This window comes from Bradyrhizobium sp. CCGE-LA001, from assembly GCF_000296215.2.
Classification (GTDB): domain Bacteria; phylum Pseudomonadota; class Alphaproteobacteria; order Rhizobiales; family Xanthobacteraceae; genus Bradyrhizobium.
This window is the reverse complement of sequence record NZ_CP013949.1, coordinates 1-20,069: the sequence shown is the minus strand read 5'-3', so window position 1 is coordinate 20,069 and position 20,069 is coordinate 1. Positions and strand designations below refer to the sequence as shown.

Here is a 20,069-nt window from a genome sequence, read left to right as displayed (position 1 = left end):
GCTGGAGAGAAAGCCCGTGACCCGCCGCCGCAAGATCATCCTCCTCGCCACCACCATGGCCTGCGCCGGCCTCGCGCTCGGCGCGGCCCGCGCCCGCGACGTGCCGAAGGTCGCGACCGGATTCCTCGCCGACATCCTGTGCTCCGAGACGTTCGTCTCCGGCCTCGATCCCAGGCGCACCTTCGCCGAGACCACCGATGCCATGCCCGGGACCGGCCTGATCAGCTGGGCGATGGACTACCGGATCGACCGTGTGCGCAAGGACGTCACGGTGACATTGTTCGGTCTCGGTCGCAGCCAAGCGGTCTATCGCGAGGGGCTCGGCTGCACGCTCGCGCATGAGGCCGGGATTGTCCCCGTCGAGCCGCCTGCAGACGACGGGCAACCGGCGCTGCTGCCCGAGATCGCCGGCCCCGCGATCGTGCCGCCGCAGAATGAGGCACTTGTCGTCGCGCTCGACCGCGCCTTCGCCGAGCCCGCGCAGCCGCCTTACCGCCGCACCCGCGCGGTCGTCGTGATGAAGGCCGGCCGTATCATCGCCGAGCGCTATGCCGACGGCATTGGACCTGAGACGCAGCTGCTCGGCTTCTCCATGACGAAGTCAGTGATGTCTGCACTGACGGGCATCCTGGTGCGCCAGGGCAAGCTGAAGCTCGATGGACCCGCGCCAATCGCTGCCTGGAAGAATCCGGATGACCCGCGCCATGCCATCACCGTCGATCAATTGCTGCGCCACACCGCTGGCCTCGCGCTCGGCAGCTCGTTGCAGGCCTCGCTTGGCTCCGTGCTCGAGCCGGTCAACCGGATGAAGTTCGTTGAGACCGACATGGCGGCCTATGCGACGAGTATCTCGCTCGCGACCGCGCCGGGCACGGCGTGGAATTATCACGACGGCAACACCGTGATCCTCTCGCATCTCATTCGCAACGCCGCCGGCGGCAATCCGGCCGATGCGCTCCGCTTCGCGCGCGGCGAATTGTTCGCCCCGCTCGGCATGCGCCATATCACGCTTCAGCTCGACGGCTCCGGCACGATCGAGGGCTCCGGCGAAATGCTGGCCTCTGCGCGCGACTGGGCGCGCTTCGGCCAGCTCTATCTCGGCGACGGCGTCGCCGGCAGCAAGCGCATCCTGCCGGAGGGATGGGTGAGCTATTCGTCCTCGCCCACGCCAAATGCCTGGGTCGGCATCGGCGCCGGCTTCTGGACCAACCAGGGCGACAGTTTTGGGGCGAAATTTCGCGTGGAGCACGGCTGGCCGCGTGATGCTTTTTTCGCGAAGGGTACGATCGGGCAGTACACGATCGTGATCCCGTCGGAGAAGCTGGTGATCGTGCGCCTCGGCCGCTCGCCGAACGCGCCGCCGGAAGCGGACGGCGTGTTCGATCTGGTGCGGGATGTGATCGCGGCAACGCGCGAGAAGGGGAAGATGGCGGGGGCGCGGTGATAGGAGCGGAACGACAAGCGCGTCATTCTTCCTTCTCCCCTTGTGGGAGAAGGTGGCGCGAAGCGCCGGATGAGGGGTCTCTCTCCGCGCATTCAAGTGAGAGTTGGACTCGCGGAGAGAGACCCCTCACCCGGCTGCGCTTCGCGCATCCACCCTCTCCCACAAGGGGCGAGGGTGCACCGTCTGCGCCGTGAGAATTACCTTCCCAATTCCGTCGCCTTCGCCACGCGGTCGAACCGTTCCAGCGTCATGATCGCATCCGCGAATTTCTCCGCGCGCGCATTCAGCACAGGCCGCGCCAGCGTCAGGAATTTCTGCTGCATCGCCTGCGTGTCGGGGAACGAAGCCGGCTCCCCCGAGGGGTCGGCGTAGAGCCGCTCATGCACGCCGTCATCAGTGGTGATGCTGACGCGGGCGCCGAAGGGATGGGTGCGGCCGACTTCCAGCCGGTCGTCCTGCACCACGTCGAACTTGTCCGCGAGCGCGTCGATGGCGGCGTCCCCGAGGCGGTTATAGTCGTCCCAGCCGAACGAGCCCTGGTCGAGCGCGAGCGCACCGGTGAAGAACATCGAGAACTGGCCGCCGACGATCGAGCGCGGATGACGCTTGGTCGCGGCATCGCCGGTCAGCGTGATGCCGTTGCGGTGCAGGCCGATCTCGACGCGCTTGACCTGGTCCGGCGTCAGATTGTGCTCGCGGCGCATCGCGATCAGCGCGTCGATCGCCGCATGGGTGTAGCGGCAGCTCGGATACGGCTTCACGCCGATCTTCATCGTCTCATAGGTCTTGCCGAGCTCGGCGACCGCCTTGTCCGGATGCGCATCGTCGGTATAGCCGGCGAGCAGGCCGTGCTTGCCCTCGACCGATTCAGTCGCGCCGACGAAATCGTTGCGCGCCAGCGTCGCGGCGATCACGCCGTTCATTGCGGCGGCGCCGACCTGGTAGCGCTTGTTCCAGGCGCCGTTGACCAGGAATTGCAGCGAGCCGGCGGCCTGGCTGCCAGAGACGCCGAACGCCGCGATGATCTGCTTCTCAGAGAGCCCGAACAGCTTGGCCGCGGCGGCTGCAGCGCCATAGGTGCCGGCGGTCGCGGTGGGGTGGAAACCGCGTGCGTAATGCGAGGTCGGGTCGAGCGCGTTGCCGAGCCGGCAGCAGACTTCATAGCCCGCGACGATCGCGGTCAGCACGTCACGCCCGGACGCGCCGACCATCTCGCCGACCGCGAAGGCGGCCGGCACCACCGGTGCGCTCGGATGCAGTGAGGAATCGGCATGCGTGTCGTCGAAATCGAGCGAATGTCCGAGCGCGCCGTTGAGCAGCGCCGCGACCGCCGGCGTCCAGGTCTTGCTGTCGCCGAACACGGTGGACTCGCCCTTTGTGTCGAGCGCGAGCGTCTCCAGCGTCTTCAGGATCGACGGGGTGGATTCCGCCTCGCTGCGGGCGCGGATGGCGCTGCCGAGGAAATCCAGCGTCAGCACCTTGGCGCGATCCAGCACCTCGGGCGGAATATCCTGATACTTCAGATTGAAGACATAGGCGGCGAGCGTTGCGGTTTCCTGAGCCATCGTGTTTCCTCGTTTTGGCCGGCAAGTTAGGCGGGCTGATTTCGCCTTTCAAGCCGCCTTCGAGCCGCGGGCATCAGCTATGCTTTTGCCTGTCTTGAGACGATCGGGATATTCCGTATGACGCGCGCAAGAGAGCTGTTCGACCAGGTCCGGGCGCGGCGGACGCAATTGGCACTGGCGATCCGCGTCACGGTGGCGGCGGTCGCGGCCTATGCCATCGCCTCGGCGCTGCATCTCTTGCTGCCGCTCTGGGCGGTGCTGACCTCGCTGATCGTGACCCAGATGAGCGTCGGCCGCTCGCTGAAGGCGACGCGCGACTACATGCTCGGCACCATCGGCGGTGCCATCTATGGCGGCGCCATCGCGATCCTGATCCCCTATTCCAGCGAGACCGGCTTGTTGGGGTTGCTGGTGCTGTCCGTCGCGCCGCTCGCCTTCATCGCCGCAATCAATCCGAGCCTCAGCGCGGCGACGGTCACGGCCGTGATCGTGCTCCTGGTGCCGACCCTGCATCATGCCGACCCCCTGACCTCGGCAATCGATCGCGTCAGCGAGGTCGCGGTCGGTGCCATTACGGGTCTGGTCGTGTCATTCCTGGTGCTGCCCTCGCGCGCGGTGCGACAGATTCGCGCCAGCGCGGCAAAGCTGCTCGAATTGATCGCGGATGCCTTCACCGAACTGCTCGCAGGTCTCACACGCGGCCGCGACAACGACGCGCTGCACCGGATCCAGGACGGCATCGGCACGGCGATGGTGAATCTGAATGCGATCGGCTCCGAGGCCGAGCGCGAGCGCGCCGTGCGTCTGTCGAGCGGGCCGGATACCGGACCGTTGTTGCGAACCATCCTGCGGCTGCGGCACGACGTCGTCATGATCGGCCGCGCCACCGTGGTGCCGTTGCCGGCCGACGTGCAGACGCGGCTCGCGGGTCCGCTGACGGAAGTCTCGACCGTGATCGCGCGCTTCCTGCGTTCGGCCGCTTCGGCCTTGCGTGAAGGCGCCGGTGCGCCGCCGATCCATCCCGTCCACGTCGCGCTCCAGCATTACGCCGAGGCCGTCGCCGCCGTGCGTCATGAGGGATTGATTCGCGGTCAGCCCGCTGACACCGCTGAACGCTTCTTTGCGCTCGGCTTCTCGCTGGAGCAGATGCACCAGAATCTCTGTGATCTCGATCGCGTCGTCGGCGAATGGTCGGAGGCCTCGAGCGACAAGTCCGCGCGCATTGCGGAGTGAGTTCGAGCGCGTCGTCGTCAACGTCTGCTTTCGACAGCAAATGCACGTCTCCGCGGCGCGACACGGATCTGCGGCCTGCACTCTGCTGCACGCACGAGGTTCCATCGGGTCATGTTGCTGACGCATTCTCTGTTTTAATCGGCGACAAGCTAAACACGACGTGAGGACCACCCCGGTTCTCACAACGGTTCCGTAGCCAGGGTTGGCTCGAATCCGCAAAACGCTTGGCACAAGTTGACGAACGCTGCTGCGTTCGCTTGGCCATGTTTGCGGTTCTGGAACCGGACAAACTAAAAAATCACAGGACTTATGATGCTATTCCGCTCGAGCGCCGCAATTTGCGGCGCCCTGATTACGCTTGCCTTGTCTGTTGCCGTTGCCCGAAGTGAAACGCGTGGGGATCACTCAAGTGCCGTCGTCGATGCCGTCTCCGGCGAGGCGATCATTGGCGCGGCGTCGACGTACAATCCGTTCAAGCCCGGCAAAGAGGAGGGCGGTCCGAAGACAGCCTCCGGCGAGCGTTATGATCCCTCTGCCTGGACGGCCGCCATCAAGACGAGCCTGCGTCGGAAATTCGGTGGGGTCCAATTCGGCGCGAGACCGAAATATGCGCTTGTCGAGGCCGTGGGCAAGAAAGTCATCGTCAAGATCAACGACGTGGGCCCACTGAGACCCGGCCGCATCATCGACTTCAATGAGCGGACGATGCGTCATTTCGATCCGAGCATGGATATCGGAGTCATTCCGGACGTGAAAGTCAGTCCGCTCGCGGGGGACAATTGGACTCCGGGGCCGGTCGGCTGAACACGGGCGCCCTCCTCAACGTCGGTCCGCACGAATTATCGCACCGGCTACGCGATCCGCCCCATCATGCTGCGGACCACGAGCTTGTGGAACGGCGTGATGAGCGTGAGATAGGTCCGGCCGAGCAGATTGTGCGTGCGCACCAGCGTGGTCGAGGTGACCTGGCGATCCCTGGCATCGCCCGTCACGTCGACTACGATCCTGAAATCGAGATGATGATCGTCGAAGCCCGCGACAAGGCGCTCCGGCGTCTCGCTCAGCACCGGAAACAGGCCGATCAGGCCATGCGGCGCCGGCGCGCCTTCGCCCGACGTCTTCAGCCCGAACGGCGTCACCAGAACGTTGCGCAGGCGCAGCAGCGCGTCGATCCAGCACGGCCCGTGCAGCACCATCCGGGTGCAGGCCTCGCGGGCATTCACCGCCTTCGCGCCGATCTCGACGCGAAACGCGTCGATGAACTGCGCGCCCGCCAGCACCGTGCCGGCATCGACATTGGGGGTGATTTCGCGAACCGTGCTGGTCATGCCATCAGTCTGCGCGCCAGCATGCGGAAGCGCAAGATCAGGAGGCCGGCATAGACGAAGGTGCCGACCGAGAACCCGACCCAGACGCCGGTCGCGCCCAGTCCGGTGTGGAAAGCCAGCAGCCAGGCGGTCGGGAAAGCCACGCACCAATAGCCGATCGCCGCGAACACCAGCGTCATCCTGGTGTCGTTGATGCCGCGCAGCGCGCCGCCAATGATGGTCTGCAGGCCATCGCCGATAAAGAAGGTCGCGCCGACCACCAGCAGCGTCGCCGTCAGCTCGACCGTTGCCGCGCTGGCCTCGCTGCGGCCGAAGAACAGCCGCCCGAGCTCATAGCGGCCAAGAATGATCGCGACGGTCAGGGCGGAGACGAGCGCGATGCCGAGCACGGCGGCAACCAGGCCCGCTCGCCTCACGGCGACCATATCGCCTCGCCCGAAAGCATGGCCGACGCGCACCGTTGCCGCCATGCCGATGCCGAGTGGCACCATGAACAGCACGGCGGTGACTTGAAGCGCGATCTGATGCGCTGCGAGTGCCGTGGTCGAGATCAGCCCCATCAGCAGCGCGGCGGAAGAAAACAGGCCGTATTCCAGCAGCAGCGAAAACGAGATCGGCGCGCCGATCGCGATGAGCTGGCGCATCAAGGGCCAGTCGATCCGCCAGAGACGGGCGAGCGGGTGATAGTCCGCGAACGGCTTGCGCCATGCGGCGATGGCGAGCGCGGCAAGGAAAGTGCCGAGATTGACCAGCGTGGTCCCGAGCCCCGCACCGAACAGCCCGAGCTCCGGCAGGCCGAACAGGCCGTGGATGAGGGCGTAGACGAGGACGGCATTGATCGGGATCGCCGCGACTGTGATCCAGAGCGGAGCCTGCGGCCGGTTCACGGCGCTCATCATGCTGCGCAGCGCGATGAAGCCGAGCGCCGGCGCGATGCCCCAGGCGAGGCCATTGAGATAGCGCTGGGCCAGCGCCGTCGATTGCGGCATCTGACCCAGCGCGAGCAGGATCTGTTCGCCATAGAGGGGCGAGGCCATCATCGGCAGCGAAATCAGCAGGGCGACCCACAGGCCGACCCGCAAGGAGCGGCGGATGAGCTTGGGGTCGCCGGCGCCAAAGGCCTGCGCGGCCAGCGGCGATACCGCCGACATCAATCCGAGCCCAAAGGTGAAGTTGACGAAATAGACCGTATGCGCCAGCGCCGCCGCAGCCACCGCGCTCTCGCCGAGGTGCCCGATCATCGCGAGATCGGTGGTGATCATCGCGATCTGTCCGAGCTGCGTCAGCATCAACGGCACGGCAAGGCGCAGCGTCTCGGCGAATTCCGCGGCGAGATGATTTGGCGGCACGCCGGCTTGCGGCTGCGCATGATGTTGGACGGTGTCGAGCATGGCGGCTGCAATAGCACAGCGGCGCGACGAAAACATGGCTCGCTCTCGTGTCCCGGACGCGCGAAGCGCGAGGCGGGACCCAGAAGCCACAGGCGTGGCGCGTAGTCGCATGGGCCCCGGCTCAGCAGCGCATCACTTACGTGCTGCGCTGCGTCCGGGGATACGAAGCGCCGCAGTGAGACAGGTGTGCGGATTTGGCCGCTAGCTCGGTACCGTAGGGTGGGCAAAGGCGTGCTTGCGCCGTGCCCACCGTCAATCAAGTAATTGGAGAGAATTGGTGGGCACGCTGCGCTTTGCCCACCCTACCAGACCGTTGGCGGAGCGAGCACTCTCTCAATGGAGAAGCCTCAGCCCTTCCGCTCCGGCACGCGCTTGATCTTCGCGCCCAGCGCGTTCAGCCGCTCCTCGATGCGCTCATAGCCGCGCTCGATCTGATCGGCGTTGTTGATGGTCGAGGTGCCCTCGGCGCAGACGGCGGCGAGCAGCATAGCCATGCCGGCGCGGATGTCGGGCGATGTCATGGTCGCGCCGTGCAGGCGGCTGGGGCCGGCGATGATGGCGCGGTGCGGATCGCACAGCACGATGCGCGCGCCCATCGCGATCAGCTTGTCGACGAAGAACATTCGCGATTCGAACATCTTCTCGAACATCAGGATCACGCCCTCGCATTGCGTGGCGGTGACGATCGCGATCGACATCAGGTCGGCGGGGAAGGCCGGCCAGGGCTGGTCCTCGAGCTTGGGCACGTGGCCGCCGAAATCGTCCTGGATCTTCAATGTTTGATTGGAGGGCACGATGAGATCGTCGCCCTCGACGCGGCAGACGATGCCGAGCCGTTCGAAGCCCATGCGGATCGAGCGCAGATGCTCGACGCCGGCGCGCACGATGCGCAAGGGCGAGCGCGTCACCGCGGCAAGGCCGATCAGCGAGCCGACCTCGATATGGTCGGGCTGGATCGAATAGGTCGCGCCGCCCAGCGTCGCCGGGCCATGGATGATCATGGTGTTGGTGCCGATGCCCTCGATCTTCGCACCGAGCGCGACCAGGAAATTGGCGAGATCCTGCACATGCGGCTCGGACGCCGCATTGCGCAAATATGTAACGCCGTCGGCGGCGACCGCGGCGACCAGCGCGTTCTCGGTGGCGGTGACGCTGGGCTCGTCCAGGAACACGTCGGCACCCGCAAGCTTGGGCGCGCGGAATTCGAGCCGGTCGGTCGCGGTGACCTTGGCCCCCAGCTGCTCCAGCGCCAGCACATGGGTGTCGAGCCGGCGCCGGCCGATGACGTCGCCGCCGGGCGGCGGCAGCATCACCTCGCCGCAGCGGGCGAGCAGGGGGCCGGCGAGCAGAATCGAGGCGCGGATGCGAACGCACAGCTCGGGGTCGAGATCGGCGGCGCGGATGCTCTTGGCGTGGATCTGCAGCGTGTTGCGGGCGGTCCATTCCGCCGCGGCGCCAACCGAGCGGATCAGCTCGACCAGCGTCTCGGTGTCGCGGATCCGCGGCACGTTCTGCAGCGTCACCGGATGCTCGGTGAGCAGGGCGGCGGCGATGATCGGCAGCGCCGAATTCTTGTTGCCGGATGGCTCGATCGAGCCCGAGAGCCGGTGACCGCCCTCGACGATGTATTGGATGGGCGCCACGTGGTTCTCGCTGTCCTGATGGTGGGCGGGCTGTTTCGGGCGGAAACTACAGAGAATTGGGCGCGGGAGCAATTGTGCTGGACGGCGGCGAGGGGGCGCTCGTTGGCCGGGACACCACAGCATGTCCCTCATGGTGAGGAGCGCGGAACGCGCGTCTCGAACCATGAAGGCCCCGCTCTCGCCTGCGGCCATCCTTCGAGACGCCCGCTTTGCGGGCTCCTCAGGATGAGGTGCGGAGCTTGTTGCAGGTGGGTCCTAGAACAGTCCGATGATATTGCCGATCACATAGAGGATCGCGATCAGGATCAGCACCCCCATCATGACGAAGGAGATTTCGATCGCGATGGCGCCGGTGCCGAGCGTGGCGGCAACCGCGGCAAGCAGCCGTTCCTCTCGGAAGATCATCGAGAGCACCGAGAACAGGATGGCGAGAAGACCGAGCGAGATCGCGGTCACCGAGGCGATTCCACTCCAGCTCCGCCCCGCCGATTTCTCCACCTTCGGAGCCTGATACTCCACACCCTTCACCTTCGCGACGATGCGATCCTTGATGCGATGCCCGGTGTCGACGATCACCTTGTCCGCCGGCGGCGGCGGAAACACGATCGGCACGACCCAATGCGGCAGCACCGCCGCCATCAGCGCCAGCACGCCGACAATGCTGCCGATGATGCCGAGGCGGCGGGACGGCACGGTGGAGCTGGGTGTTGCAGAGGCGATCATGGCGTAAGGGCTTCCCGGCCGGATTGGCCAATGGGTTCATGCCACTTCGTCGCGATGGCGAGGGGGGAGGTTCAGCCCATGTGGACCCACGTTGTCATGGCCGGGCTTGACCCGGCCATCCACGTCTTGCCGAGCCGCACGAAGAACGTGGATGCCCGGGACAAGCCCGGGCATGACGACCGTCTGAAGCCATTCGCCTCAAATATCGATCGTCGCGCTCAGCGAATGTTCCTGGATGAAGTCGCGGCGGGGCTCGACCACGTCGCCCATCAGCTTGGTGAAGATGTCGTCGGCCTCGTCGACCTCCTTGACCTTCACCTGCAACAGCGAGCGTACTTCTGTGTCGAGCGTGGTCTCCCAGAGCTGTTCCGGGTTCATCTCGCCGAGACCTTTGTAGCGCTGCAGCGAGATACCCTTGCGCCCGGACTCGGTGACCGCCTCGAACAGGTCGACCGGGCCGTGCACCACGTGCTCGGAGTCCTTGCGCCGCAGCTTGCCGGAACGGGCGTAGACGTCCTGGAGTTTCGGCGTGTACTCGTCGAGCTTGCGCGCCTCGGCCGAGCCGAGCAGCGCGTCGTCGATGATAGCGGCTTCTTTGACGCCGCGCACGGTGCGCTCGAACACGAAGCCCTGGCCCTCGACGAATTGTCCGACCCAACCACGCTCGACTTCCTCGGCCTGGTTGTCGAGCCTGGTTGCAATGTACTGCGCTGCGGCCGCGGCGTTCTCAGGGTTGCCGTAAACCGACTTGTTCAGCACGCCGGTAATGGCGGCCTGCTCGACCACTTTTCGGTTATAGCGGCTGTGCAGATTGCGCAGGATGCTGCGGACCACGCGGGCGTCGTCGATCAGCGCGCGCAAATCGCGGCCGGTGCGGTCGCCGCCGGTGCCGGGAACGAACACGCAGTCGTCGAGGCCGGCGTCGATCAGATAGTCCTCCAGCGCGCGCTCGTCCTTCAGATATTGCTCGGACTTGCCGCGTGAAACCTTATAGAGCGGCGGCTGAGCGATATAGAGATAGCCACCGTCGATGATGTCGCGCATCTGCCGGTAGAAGAAGGTGAGCAGCAGCGTGCGGATATGGGCGCCGTCGACGTCGGCGTCCGTCATCACGATGATCTTGTGATAGCGCAGCTTCTCGACCGAGAAGTCGTCGCTGATGCCGGTGCCGAGCGCCGTGATCAGCGTTCCGATCTGCTCCGAGGAGAGCATCTTGTCGGGGCGGACGCGTTCCACGTTCAAGATCTTGCCGCGCAGCGGCAAGACGGCCTGGAACTCGCGGTTGCGGCCCTGCTTGGCGCTGCCGCCGGCCGAGTCACCCTCGACGATGAAGAGTTCGGACTTCGCGGGATCCTTTTCCTGGCAGTCGGCGAGCTTGCCGGGCAGCGAGGACACCGAGAGCGGGCTCTTGCGCGTCAGCTCGCGCGCCTTTCGCGCGGCTTCACGGGCGGCGGCGGCCTGGATCACCTTGCCGACGATCATCTTGGCCTCAGACGGATGCTCCTCGAACCAGGCCTGAAGCGCCTCGTTGAGGACGTTCTCGACCACGGGACGCACCTCCGAGGACACCAGCTTGTCCTTGGTCTGCGACGAAAACTTGGGGTCCGGCACCTTCACCGAGAGAACGGCCGTGAGACCTTCGCGGCAATCGTCTCCAGTGAGCGCGATCTTTTCCTTCTTGGCGTTGGCCTCGGCATAGCCGTTGACCTGGCGCGTCAGCGCGCCGCGGAAACCGGCCAGATGGGTGCCGCCGTCCCGCTGCGGGATGTTGTTGGTGAAGCACAGCACGTTCTCGTGGTAGCTGTCGTTCCACCACAAGGCGGCCTCGACGCCGATGCCGTTGGCTTCCGAGCGCACCATGATCGGCGTCGGCACCAGCGCCTTCTTGTTGCGGTCGAGATACTTGACGAACTCCTCGACGCCGCCGGAATAGTGCATCTCCTCGCGCTTCTCGACCGCGTGACGCATGTCGGAGAGGGCGATGTTGACGCCGGAATTGAGGAAGGCGAGCTCGCGCAGCCGGTGCTCGAGCGTGGCGAAATCATATTCGATGTTCTTGAACGTCTCGGTCGAGGCGAGGAACGTGACCTCGGTGCCGCGCTTGCCCGGCGCATCGCCGATCACTTTCAGCGGTGCCACGGCATCGCCATGGGCGAACTCGATGTAGTGTTCCTTGTCGTCGCGCCAGATCCGCAGGCCGAGCTTGCTGGAGAGCGCGTTGACGACGGAGACGCCGACGCCGTGCAGGCCGCCGGAGACCTTGTAGGAGTTCTGGTCGAACTTACCGCCGGCATGGAGCTGGGTCATGATGACCTCGGCTGCCGAGATGCCTTCGCCCTTGTGGATGTCGACGGGGATGCCGCGGCCGTCGTCGCGCACCGTCACGGAATTGTCGGCGTTGAGGATGACGTCGACGCGCGTGGCGTGGCCCGCGAGCGCCTCGTCGATCGCGTTGTCGACGACCTCGTAGACCATGTGGTGCAGGCCGGAGCCGTCGTCGGTGTCGCCGATATACATGCCCGGACGCTTGCGGACGGCGTCGAGACCCTTGAGCACGCGGATCGATTCCGCACCGTATTCGCTCGCGATGGAGGGCTCGTTTTCGGCAGAGGGCTGCCGAGCAGGTTCTGTCATGAGAGGCCTTCGAGATGTCGCCCGAATCAGCTGCACAGAAGGCGCTGATTTGCAGGCTATTTGTGCCATGAAAGACCGCCTGCGCCTAGCGCAAAGTATCCTCTGGCAACCCATTGAGCAGATAGGGTTTTTCAGCGAGTTTTCAAGGCTTTTGCAGGCCGATTCGGAGGCTTGCAAAAAGCCCGATTCGAGGGCGGTTTCCCGTCTCGAGAATCGGTGAATCTGCGGGGTCGGAAAGGCGTTCCGCGGCGCTGCACAGGTGCCGTCATGCCGCCAACTCGACCCGCCTGCGCGGCCGAAGCCGCTTCGGCGAGGCGAAGGCCCGGGCATCCACGTCTTTGTGCGGACCGCAGAACGTGGATGGCCGGGACAAGCCCGGCCACGACGATCAACCTCAATACATCTGAAGCGGCAGCACGTCTCCGCTCGGGCCCACCAAGAGGCCCCAGGCCTCGCCGGCGGCAACGGTCAGGGTTTCGGTCTGGGCCGGGCGGCCCGGCACGCGTAGCGCGTATTGGTGCTTGCCGGGCGGCAGGTCGAGCATCGGGCCTTTCCCAGACTGGGGGCCACCGGCGCCGGCGGCGATCTTCACCGTCTGCTTGTTGATCGTCAGTGAGGCCTCGGCGGCGCCCATGTTTCCGAGCATGACCCTTGCTTGTCCCGCCTTCGGCATGATGTCGGCCTTGGCCGCGACATCCGCATTCTTCTGCGCCAGATTGACCGTGGTCTCGCCCTTGGCGCGGCCGAGCTTGAGCACGGCCGGGCCTTGCGGCGAGCTGAAGTCGATCTGCGCGCGTTCCGCCGAGATCGCTGCACCCTCGGTCTTTTCCTGCCAGCCGAGCTTGGACAGCTCGGCGCGGTAGAAGGCGAGGACATCAGGCAGCGGCGCCGGAATGTTGGCCGTCAGCTCGCGGCGAAGCGGTGCCTCGCCGCCGGGAATTTTGGTGGTGGCGAAGGATTTCGACGAACGCTGCGTCGGTACGGGCAGTGGGGACTCGGGGTCCGGTTTGAGCGGCTCGGCGGATTTGGCTTGCACCTCCACCTCCTCGCCCGCCGCAGCAGGCTTGGCCGCTTCCGTCACCAGGCCCGACCCGTCGGCGCGGACATTCACCTTCGGGCCCATCTGCATCACGGTCATCGAGATCGACTTGCCGCCCTTGGAGAACGCCATCACCGCCATGTTGGGCTGGTTGATGACGGAGGGCTGCTCTTTCCAGCCTGCGCTCTTCAGCGCCGTGCGATAGAAGCTGCTGAGCGCCTTCACACTCGACGCCGAGGAGAATTCCAGCCGGCCGTCGCCGCCCTCGAACTCTACGTCTTCGGCATTCCCGGGCAGCGGCACCGGCGTCTTGCTGTCGGCGAGCGCAGTGAGCGGCGCATCCGACAGAGTGGCGGCCTGCGCTTTGCGCCTGACCTCATCGGCGGCAATGAGCTGCTGAGCCGTGCCCAAGGCATCACTCAGGAACCTCGCATCGGCCTCCTTCTTCGCCTTGGCGCGGGCTGCAAGCGCGGACTCCTTCACCTGCGCGGTCAGGCTGATCATGGTGAAATCATACTTGCGGCCGAGCCGCAGGACGGCGGTCTCCTCCGCCGAGGAGATCCTGAGCGCGACCTCGTCGCCGGGCGCGAGCGGTGCGTTGCCGTCCTCCTGCCAGCCGCGCGCGGCGAGCTCGCGACGATAGAAGGCGAGCACAGCGGGCAGCTCGGCCATCGCAGCGGCCGACATCTCGCGCTTGTTGGAGCTCGCGCTGCCGAGGCCGCGCGCGGATTTGGTCGGCTTGGGCCGCGGCAGGCCGGCCATGTCGTCGTCGGCCTCGAGCTCCGCCGGCAGCGCGAACGGCGCCACCCGGATCTCGACATGGGTGCGGCCATCGTCGCGGCGCATCAAGGTCAGCATCACCGGCTTCTGCTTGTAGAACTGCGTCGTGTCGCCGCCGGGATGGTCGTAGAAGACGCGCATGCCGTTCGGGACGGTCTCGCCGAGATCGGCGTTCGGCCAGCGCGATGCCGCCTCGGGGTTAAGCTTGCGCCATCCCAACGCCGCCATCTCCTTCGCAAAGAAAGCCGCGGTCGCATCGAGCGCGCCGGGCGCGAGGCAGCCGAGATAGGGCCGGGTCTCGTCGAACACGAGATCGGTCGCGCCGTCCGGGAACGGCACGTTGGAATAGATCCGGCTCGGCGTGTAGGCGACTGCGGACTGGTCGGGACGCCCCCGCGCCTGCGTGAAGGAGACGCGCAGGCCCTGCCGCCCCTTCTTGAAATTCAGCGTGCTGCTCTTCTCGTCCAGCGGATACACATAGGGCACCCAGCCCTCGGCGCTCAGCAGCTTCCTGGCCGCTTCCGACGTGGCTGGTACGGCGGTCGGAACGGTGTAGATCACGCGATGGTTGTCGGGACGCGAAGTGTCCTCCACCGCGCCGTCGAGCCGCGGCAGCGTATGGACGTCGACGATGCCGTCGTCCGCCGCGCCGGCCGGACGCGAGGTGCTCGCCATTGCTAGAATGCCGCAGGCAAGCAGCAGCCATCTTGCCGGGACTTGCGCCCCGCGCCGGATCATCGGCATCGTCGAAACTCCCGGATGTCGCGCGGGCCGTCATGCCCTGCGCATTGGCAGGCTGCGGCGCCGTCGGCGCGCGGCCTCAGACCAGAAGTCGCGGCGGGAACCGGCGAGGTTCAACCGGCTCAATACAGCTGCAGCGGCGCCCAGGCGTCGCCGTCGCGCCCGACCGTGAGCTCCCAGGTCTCGCCGGCGGCGACGGTAAGGATGTTCGTGGTGGCGGGATGGCCGGGCACGCCAAGCTGATAGGGATATTTGCCGGGCACGAGGTCCAGCGCGACGGCGTTCGCGCCGGCCGGGCGCGGAATGGTCCGCTCGTTGATGGTGAGCACGGCTTCCTTCTCGCCGATATTGCTGAACACAAGCTTGGCCTGGCCGGGCTCGGGGAGGACGTTTGCTCTGGTCGCGGTGTCCGCGTTCTTCTGCACGAGATGGACCGCGGTGCTGGACTCCTTGCGGTCGAGCTTCAGCGCGGCCGGGCCCACGGGTGAGACGAAGGCGAGCTGGACGTGCGCGGTGCTGATTACGGCGCCATCAAGCTGCTCCTGCCAGCCGAGCTTGCCAAGCTCGGTGCGATAGAAGGCGAGCACGTCGTTGAGCCCCGCGGGCACGGTGGCCTCCAGCCTGACGCGGAGCGGCGCATCGATGCCCTGCATCAGCGTGGTGTGGATCCCTCTGTAAGTGTAGCGGGTCGGTGCAGGCAGCCTGGCATCGGAATCCAGCGTCAGCGTCGTCGGAAACAGCTGCGGCAGCGAGGCGCCGGCGCTGGCTGCGAGCATGCACATCGCCAGCAGGACGAAGCCGCATGCAAACAACTGCCATCGTGCCGGGGCTTGCGCCCCATGCCTCACCGCCGTCATGCTCATGCTCCAAGGGTGTCGCGCATGTCCGAGTGGTGCGCGATGGCCGCTTCTTGCGGCCTCAAGCAGCTAGTCGCGGACCGAAACGGGCCGGTTCAATGCGCCGGCCTACTGACGCGCCGAGACTTGTCCGCTCTCGACGTCAAAGACTTGGCCGCCTGCGCCGATGTCGGCGAAGGCCGCAGGGTCCGCGCCGGTCAGCCACACCTGTGCGCCGAGCTTCTTCAGCTCGTCGAACAGCGCGGCGCGGCGGTTCGGATCGAGATGCGCGACCACCTCGTCGAGCAGCAGCAGCGGCACGATGCCGGTCATCTCGGCGACCAGGCTCGCATGCGCCAGCACGAGGCCGATCAGCAGCGCCTTCTGCTCGCCGGTCGAGGCATCGCGCGCCGGCATGCTCTTGGGTGCATAGACGACCTGGAGGTCGGTGAGATGCGGACCGTCCGTGGTGCGGCCGGCGATGGCATCGCGCGGTCTGTTGTCGCGCAGGATCTGGCGGTAGCGGTCCTCGACCGAGGTCGCGGTCTCCTGCAGCAGCGCGTTCTCCATCCAGCCGTCGAGCGCGATTTTCGCCGAGGGGAAAGCGGATTCCTGCGCGCGCGCGTTGAGCATTCCGGTCAACCGCGCCGCGGTCTGGCCGCGCGTCGCCGCCACCGCGACCGCAAGCTCGGCGGTCTCGCGCTCGATCGCGTCACACCAATGGTCGTCGTAATTGCGCGTCTCCAGCAGGCGGTTGCGCGAGCGCAGGGACCGCTCCAGCGCGGAGATGCGGCTGGAATGATCGCTGTCGATGGCGAGCACCAGGCGGTCGAAGAAGCGCCGCCGCTCGGAGGCCGCGCCCATGAACAGCCCGTCCATCGCCGGCGTCAGCCACACCATGCGGATGTGGTCGCCGAACGCGGTGGCCGAATTCACCGGCTCGCGGTCGATGCGGCAGCGCCGGCTCACGGAGGTGTCGGGTCGCGGCGGGTCGATGCCGGTGCCGAGCGTGGCGAGCCCCAGCGCGCCCTCGACCTGCGCCGACACCGCCCAGGAGCCGTCGCCCTGGTTGTCGGCGACGTCTTCCAGCGTCGCGCGCCGCAGGCCCCGTCCCGGCGACAGGAACGAGATCGCCTCGATGCAATTGGTCTTGCCCGCCCCGTTCGGCCCGACCAGCGCCACCATGTCAGCCGCCGTCTCGAGCCCCGCCGCCCGGTAATTGCGAAAATGCGTCAGCGTCAGGCGATGAATGCGGGAGGGGGTCATTTGAACTCGTCATTGCCCGGCTTTGCTTCCCTCCCCCCTTGTGGGGGAGGGTGGCGCCTCACGCAGTGAGGCGACGGGTGAGGGGTATCTTACCGCCCGCCGAGCTTTGCAAGGATATCCTCCAACACCGAAGCGGGCTGTTGAAGCACGTCGTTGTTCCAGTATCGGGCAATGGAGAAACCTTGAGAGGCAAGTGCGGCATCCCGAGCTGCATCAAGTGGCGATTCCGCGTGCTGACTCCCGTCAATTTCGATGACAAGGTGCTTCTCGAAACAGACAAAGTCGAGAATGTAGTTCCTGAACGGCACCTGTCGGCGAAACTTGAATGTCGAGAGCCGACGATCCCTCAGCAAGCGCCACATTGCGGCTTCCGCATCCGTCGGTTCGTGCCGCATGTTCTTCGCGAATTGGCGGAGACGCTTGGCGACTGGCCGATGGGATGGCTCCTGCGGCACGAACCCCTCACCCGATTGAATGTGTATCCATCGGCGGAGATGCCCTCTCCCACAAGGGGAGAGGGCACAGCAATGCGCATTGCGCTTGGTTCGACGGCAACAGCTGGAGCTTCACCCTCTCCCTTTGTGGGAGAGGGTGGCTTCGCGCAGCGAAGCCGGGTGAGGGGTTGTCTCCACACAGCAGGTGTTGCGAGAGGAAGATCACCTCACACCCGCATGGGCATCAGCACGTACAGCGCGCTCTTGTCGTCGCGGTCTTGCACCAGCGTCGGGGAGCCGGGGTCGGCGAGGCGGAGCGTTGCGACGTCGCCTTCGATCTGGGCGGCGATGTCGAGCAGATAGCGGGAATTGAAGCCGATATCGAGGGCATCGGAGGCGTATTCGACCTCGAGCTCTTCGGTCGCGCTGCCGGAATCCGGATTGGTCACCGACAGCACCAGCTTGCCCGCCGACAGCGACAGCTTGACCGCCCGGCCGCGCTCGCTCGAAATCGTCGAGACGCGGTCGACCGCGTTCTCGAAATCCTTCTTGTCGACCACGAGCTCCTTGTCGTTGTTCTGCGGGATGACGCGGCCGTAGTCGGGGAAGGTGCCGTCAATCAGTTTCGAGGTCAGCACCACATTGCCGATGGTGAAGCGGATCTTGGCCTGCGACAGCTCGATCGTCATCTCGGCCTCGGTGTCCTCGATCAGGCGCTGCACCTCGCCGACGGTCTTGCGCGGCACGATGACGCCGGGCATGCCCTCGGCGCCCTTGGGCTGCACCAGGTCGAGCTGGGCGAGGCGGTGGCCGTCGGTGGCAACGCCGCGCAGGGTCGCGGCCTTCGTCGTGCCGGCGGCATGCAGATAGATGCCGTTGAGATAATAGCGCGTCTCTTCGGTCGAGATCGCGAACTGGGTGCGGTCGATCAGCCGCTTGACGTCCTTGGCGGCGAGCGAGAAGGAGTGCGACATGTCCCCGGCGGCGAGATCCGGGAAATCATTCTCCGGCAGGGTCTGCAGCGTGAAGCGGGAGCGGCCGGCGCGGATCGCCAGCACCGCGCGGTCGCCGTCCGCCTCCAGCACGATCTGCGAGCCGTCGGGCAGCTTGCGCACGATGTCGTAGAACATGTGCGCCGGCACGGTGGTGGAGCCCGCGGTCGCGGTTTCCGCCGGCAGCGTCTCGGTCACCTCGAGGTCGAGGTCGGTCGCCTTCAGCGACAATTTCGCGTTCTCGGCGCGGACCAGCACGTTGCCGAGGATCGGAATCGTGTTGCGGCGTTCGACCACGCGGTGGACATGGCCCAGCGACTTCAGGAGTTGCGCGCGTTCGACCGTAACCTTCATTGCACTACTCGCCCGATCCCCAAGAAAACACAGCGTTGGAAAGGCCGGGCTGCGGGACGCGCGCCACGGCACCGAAGACCCCGGAAAGCCGGATCATCCAGCCGATATGATCAAAGCCGTCAGGGTCGCGCAAGGTGGCGCGGATGGCCCCGGGATTCAAGGGATTGCGGGCAGTTCCCCACGGTTTACCGCCCAAAACGAAGACCGCCGCCCAGCTCGGCCGGGCGGCGGGGAATGGCCAGGAAAGCCTAGGCCTTTATTCCTGAAGCTGGCGCTTCAGCGACTCCACTTCCTCCGACAGCGCCGTGTCCTTGGAGACCAGGGACTCGATCTTGCGCACGGCGTGCAGCACGGTGGTGTGGTCGCGTCCGCCGAAGCGGCGGCCGATCTCGGGGAGCGAGCGCAGCGTCAGGGTCTTGGCGAGATACATCGCCACCTGCCGCGGGCGGACCACGTTGGCGGTGCGGCGCGAGGACAAAAGATCGGAGCGGCTGACATTGTACTGCCGCGCCACCACGCGCTGGATGTCCTCGATCTTGATCCGCTTCGGTTCCTGCGGCCGGACCAGGTCGCGCACCTCGCGCTCGGCCATCTCCAGCGTCACCGGCTGGTTGTTCAGCTTGGAATGCGCCAGCAGCCGGTTGATCGCGCCTTCGAGATCGCGGCCGTTATGGGTGATGGTGCGCGCCAGATAAAGCAGCACCTCCTCCGGCACGTCGAAGGTCGCATGATGGGCGCGGGCCGCGGCGACCCGCGACTTGAGAATGCCGTGCCGCAGGTCCTCGCCAAGCGAGGCCATCTCGACCACGAGGCCGCCGGCGAGCCGCGAGCGGACGCGATCGTCCAGGCTTTCGAGATCGGACGGCGGACGGTCGGCCGCGATCACCACCTGACGGCCGGCGTCGATCAGCGCGTTCAGCGTGTGACAGAATTCGGCTTGCGTCGACTTGCCCTGAAGGAACTGGAGGTCGTCGATGACGAGCACGTCGATGCCGCGCAGCGCTTCCTTGAAGGCGAGCGCCGTCTGCGTCTTCAGCGCGGCGACGAAGCCGTACATGAATTTTTCCGCGGTGAGATACAGCACCTTGCGCTCATTGCCGGAATTGCCGGCCCACGTCACCGCCTGGAGCAGATGCGTCTTGCCGAGGCCGACGCCGGCATGGATGTAGAGCGGGTTGAACATCACGGGGTCGCCGCGGCGTCCTTCGGCGACCTGGCGCGCAGCCGCATGGGCGAGCGTGTTAGAGCGGCCGACGACGAAGCTGGCAAAGGTCAGGCGCGGATCGAGCGGCGAGCCGCCGAGCGCGTCGTGGTTGGCCGAGACCGGCGCGGTTGCGGTTGAGCGCAATTCCGGCGTCGGCGCGCGGCGCGCCTCGATCGGGGCGGGCGCTTCCTTCGGCTGCGCGACCGGACGCACCGCCGAGCGGACCGTGAGATCGATGCGATGCACCTCCGGCATCTCGGCCTGCCAGCACGACAGCACGCGCTCGGCATAATGGGCCTGGATCCAGCTCTTCAGGAAGCGGGTCGGCACCGAGAGCCGCACGCTCTCGTCCTGCACGCCCTCGAGATCCATGCGCGCAAACCAGCTCGTGTAAACGTCCTCGCCAACGGTCGAGCGCAGCCGACCCTTCACGCGTGACCAGCGATCCTGTTCCATTGTCAT

Annotated in this window: 15 protein-coding genes; 3 read left to right on the top strand and 12 right to left on the bottom strand. The window is 66.2% G+C overall.

Annotated elements, in window-relative coordinates:
* The first annotated feature begins 16 nt into the window (after positions 1–16).
* Positions 17–1,444: a serine hydrolase domain-containing protein gene (locus BCCGELA001_RS00075; protein ID WP_060734329.1), complete on the top strand. Its 1,428-nt coding sequence runs from the start codon at positions 17–19 to the stop codon at positions 1,442–1,444.
* A 197-nt stretch (positions 1,445–1,641) separates the two neighbouring features.
* Here the strand turns inward: BCCGELA001_RS00075 and BCCGELA001_RS00070 are convergent, their stop codons facing one another.
* Positions 1,642–3,009 carry an MmgE/PrpD family protein gene (locus BCCGELA001_RS00070; RefSeq protein WP_008540255.1) on the bottom strand — a complete coding sequence of 456 codons (1,368 nt, stop codon included), beginning with the start codon at positions 3,007–3,009 and terminating at the stop codon, positions 1,642–1,644.
* A gap of 117 nt (positions 3,010–3,126) precedes the next feature.
* On the opposite strand from BCCGELA001_RS00070, the gene BCCGELA001_RS00065 reads away from it, so the two are divergent.
* Positions 3,127–4,242, top strand: a complete 1,116-nt coding sequence (locus BCCGELA001_RS00065; RefSeq protein ID WP_060734328.1) for an FUSC family protein — start codon at positions 3,127–3,129, stop codon at positions 4,240–4,242.
* Between the two features lie 309 nt (positions 4,243–4,551).
* Positions 4,552–5,046, top strand: coding sequence for a septal ring lytic transglycosylase RlpA family protein (locus BCCGELA001_RS00060; RefSeq protein WP_008540259.1), 495 nt, complete (start codon positions 4,552–4,554; stop codon positions 5,044–5,046).
* A 47-nt stretch (positions 5,047–5,093) separates the two neighbouring features.
* Here BCCGELA001_RS00060 and BCCGELA001_RS00055 read toward each other — a convergent pair whose 3' ends face one another.
* From BCCGELA001_RS00055 to dnaA, 11 genes are all read right to left on the bottom strand, one after another.
* Positions 5,094–5,570, bottom strand: coding sequence for a DUF2867 domain-containing protein (locus BCCGELA001_RS00055; protein WP_008540260.1), 477 nt, complete (start codon positions 5,568–5,570; stop codon positions 5,094–5,096).
* Positions 5,567–6,961 (bottom strand): MATE family efflux transporter, encoded by a 1,395-nt coding sequence (locus BCCGELA001_RS00050; protein WP_060734327.1) that lies wholly within the window; start codon positions 6,959–6,961, stop codon positions 5,567–5,569. The genes BCCGELA001_RS00055 and BCCGELA001_RS00050 overlap by 4 nt, the downstream gene beginning before the upstream one ends.
* Positions 6,962–7,308: 347 nt before the next feature.
* Complete coding sequence (gene murA, locus BCCGELA001_RS00045; RefSeq protein WP_060734326.1) at positions 7,309–8,604, bottom strand: UDP-N-acetylglucosamine 1-carboxyvinyltransferase; 1,296 nt, start codon at positions 8,602–8,604, stop codon at positions 7,309–7,311.
* Between the two features lie 255 nt (positions 8,605–8,859).
* Positions 8,860–9,327 (bottom strand): hypothetical protein, encoded by a 468-nt coding sequence (locus tag BCCGELA001_RS00040; protein ID WP_008540267.1) that lies wholly within the window; start codon positions 9,325–9,327, stop codon positions 8,860–8,862.
* Positions 9,328–9,525: 198 nt separating this feature from the next.
* A complete protein-coding gene (gene gyrB, locus BCCGELA001_RS00035; RefSeq protein ID WP_008540269.1) occupies positions 9,526–11,961 on the bottom strand; it encodes a DNA topoisomerase (ATP-hydrolyzing) subunit B in 2,436 nt (811 codons plus the stop codon).
* Positions 11,962–12,355: 394 nt separating this feature from the next.
* A complete protein-coding gene (locus BCCGELA001_RS00030; RefSeq protein ID WP_008540271.1) occupies positions 12,356–14,524 on the bottom strand; it encodes a hypothetical protein in 2,169 nt (722 codons plus the stop codon).
* A gap of 119 nt (positions 14,525–14,643) precedes the next feature.
* Positions 14,644–15,378 (bottom strand): hypothetical protein, encoded by a 735-nt coding sequence (locus tag BCCGELA001_RS00025; protein ID WP_060737423.1) that lies wholly within the window; start codon positions 15,376–15,378, stop codon positions 14,644–14,646.
* Between the two features lie 108 nt (positions 15,379–15,486).
* The gene (recF, locus tag BCCGELA001_RS00020; RefSeq protein ID WP_008540279.1) at positions 15,487–16,623 is read right to left on the bottom strand and encodes a DNA replication/repair protein RecF; all 1,137 of its coding nucleotides are present in this window, start codon (positions 16,621–16,623) and stop codon (positions 15,487–15,489) included.
* 89 nt (positions 16,624–16,712) lie between these two features.
* Positions 16,713–17,078, bottom strand: coding sequence for an endonuclease domain-containing protein (locus tag BCCGELA001_RS00015; protein WP_060734325.1), 366 nt, complete (start codon positions 17,076–17,078; stop codon positions 16,713–16,715).
* A 206-nt stretch (positions 17,079–17,284) separates the two neighbouring features.
* Positions 17,285–18,403, bottom strand: coding sequence for a DNA polymerase III subunit beta (gene dnaN, locus BCCGELA001_RS00010; RefSeq protein ID WP_060734324.1), 1,119 nt, complete (start codon positions 18,401–18,403; stop codon positions 17,285–17,287).
* Positions 18,404–18,659: 256 nt separating this feature from the next.
* The gene (dnaA, locus tag BCCGELA001_RS00005; RefSeq protein WP_060734323.1) at positions 18,660–20,069 is read right to left on the bottom strand and encodes a chromosomal replication initiator protein DnaA; all 1,410 of its coding nucleotides are present in this window, start codon (positions 20,067–20,069) and stop codon (positions 18,660–18,662) included.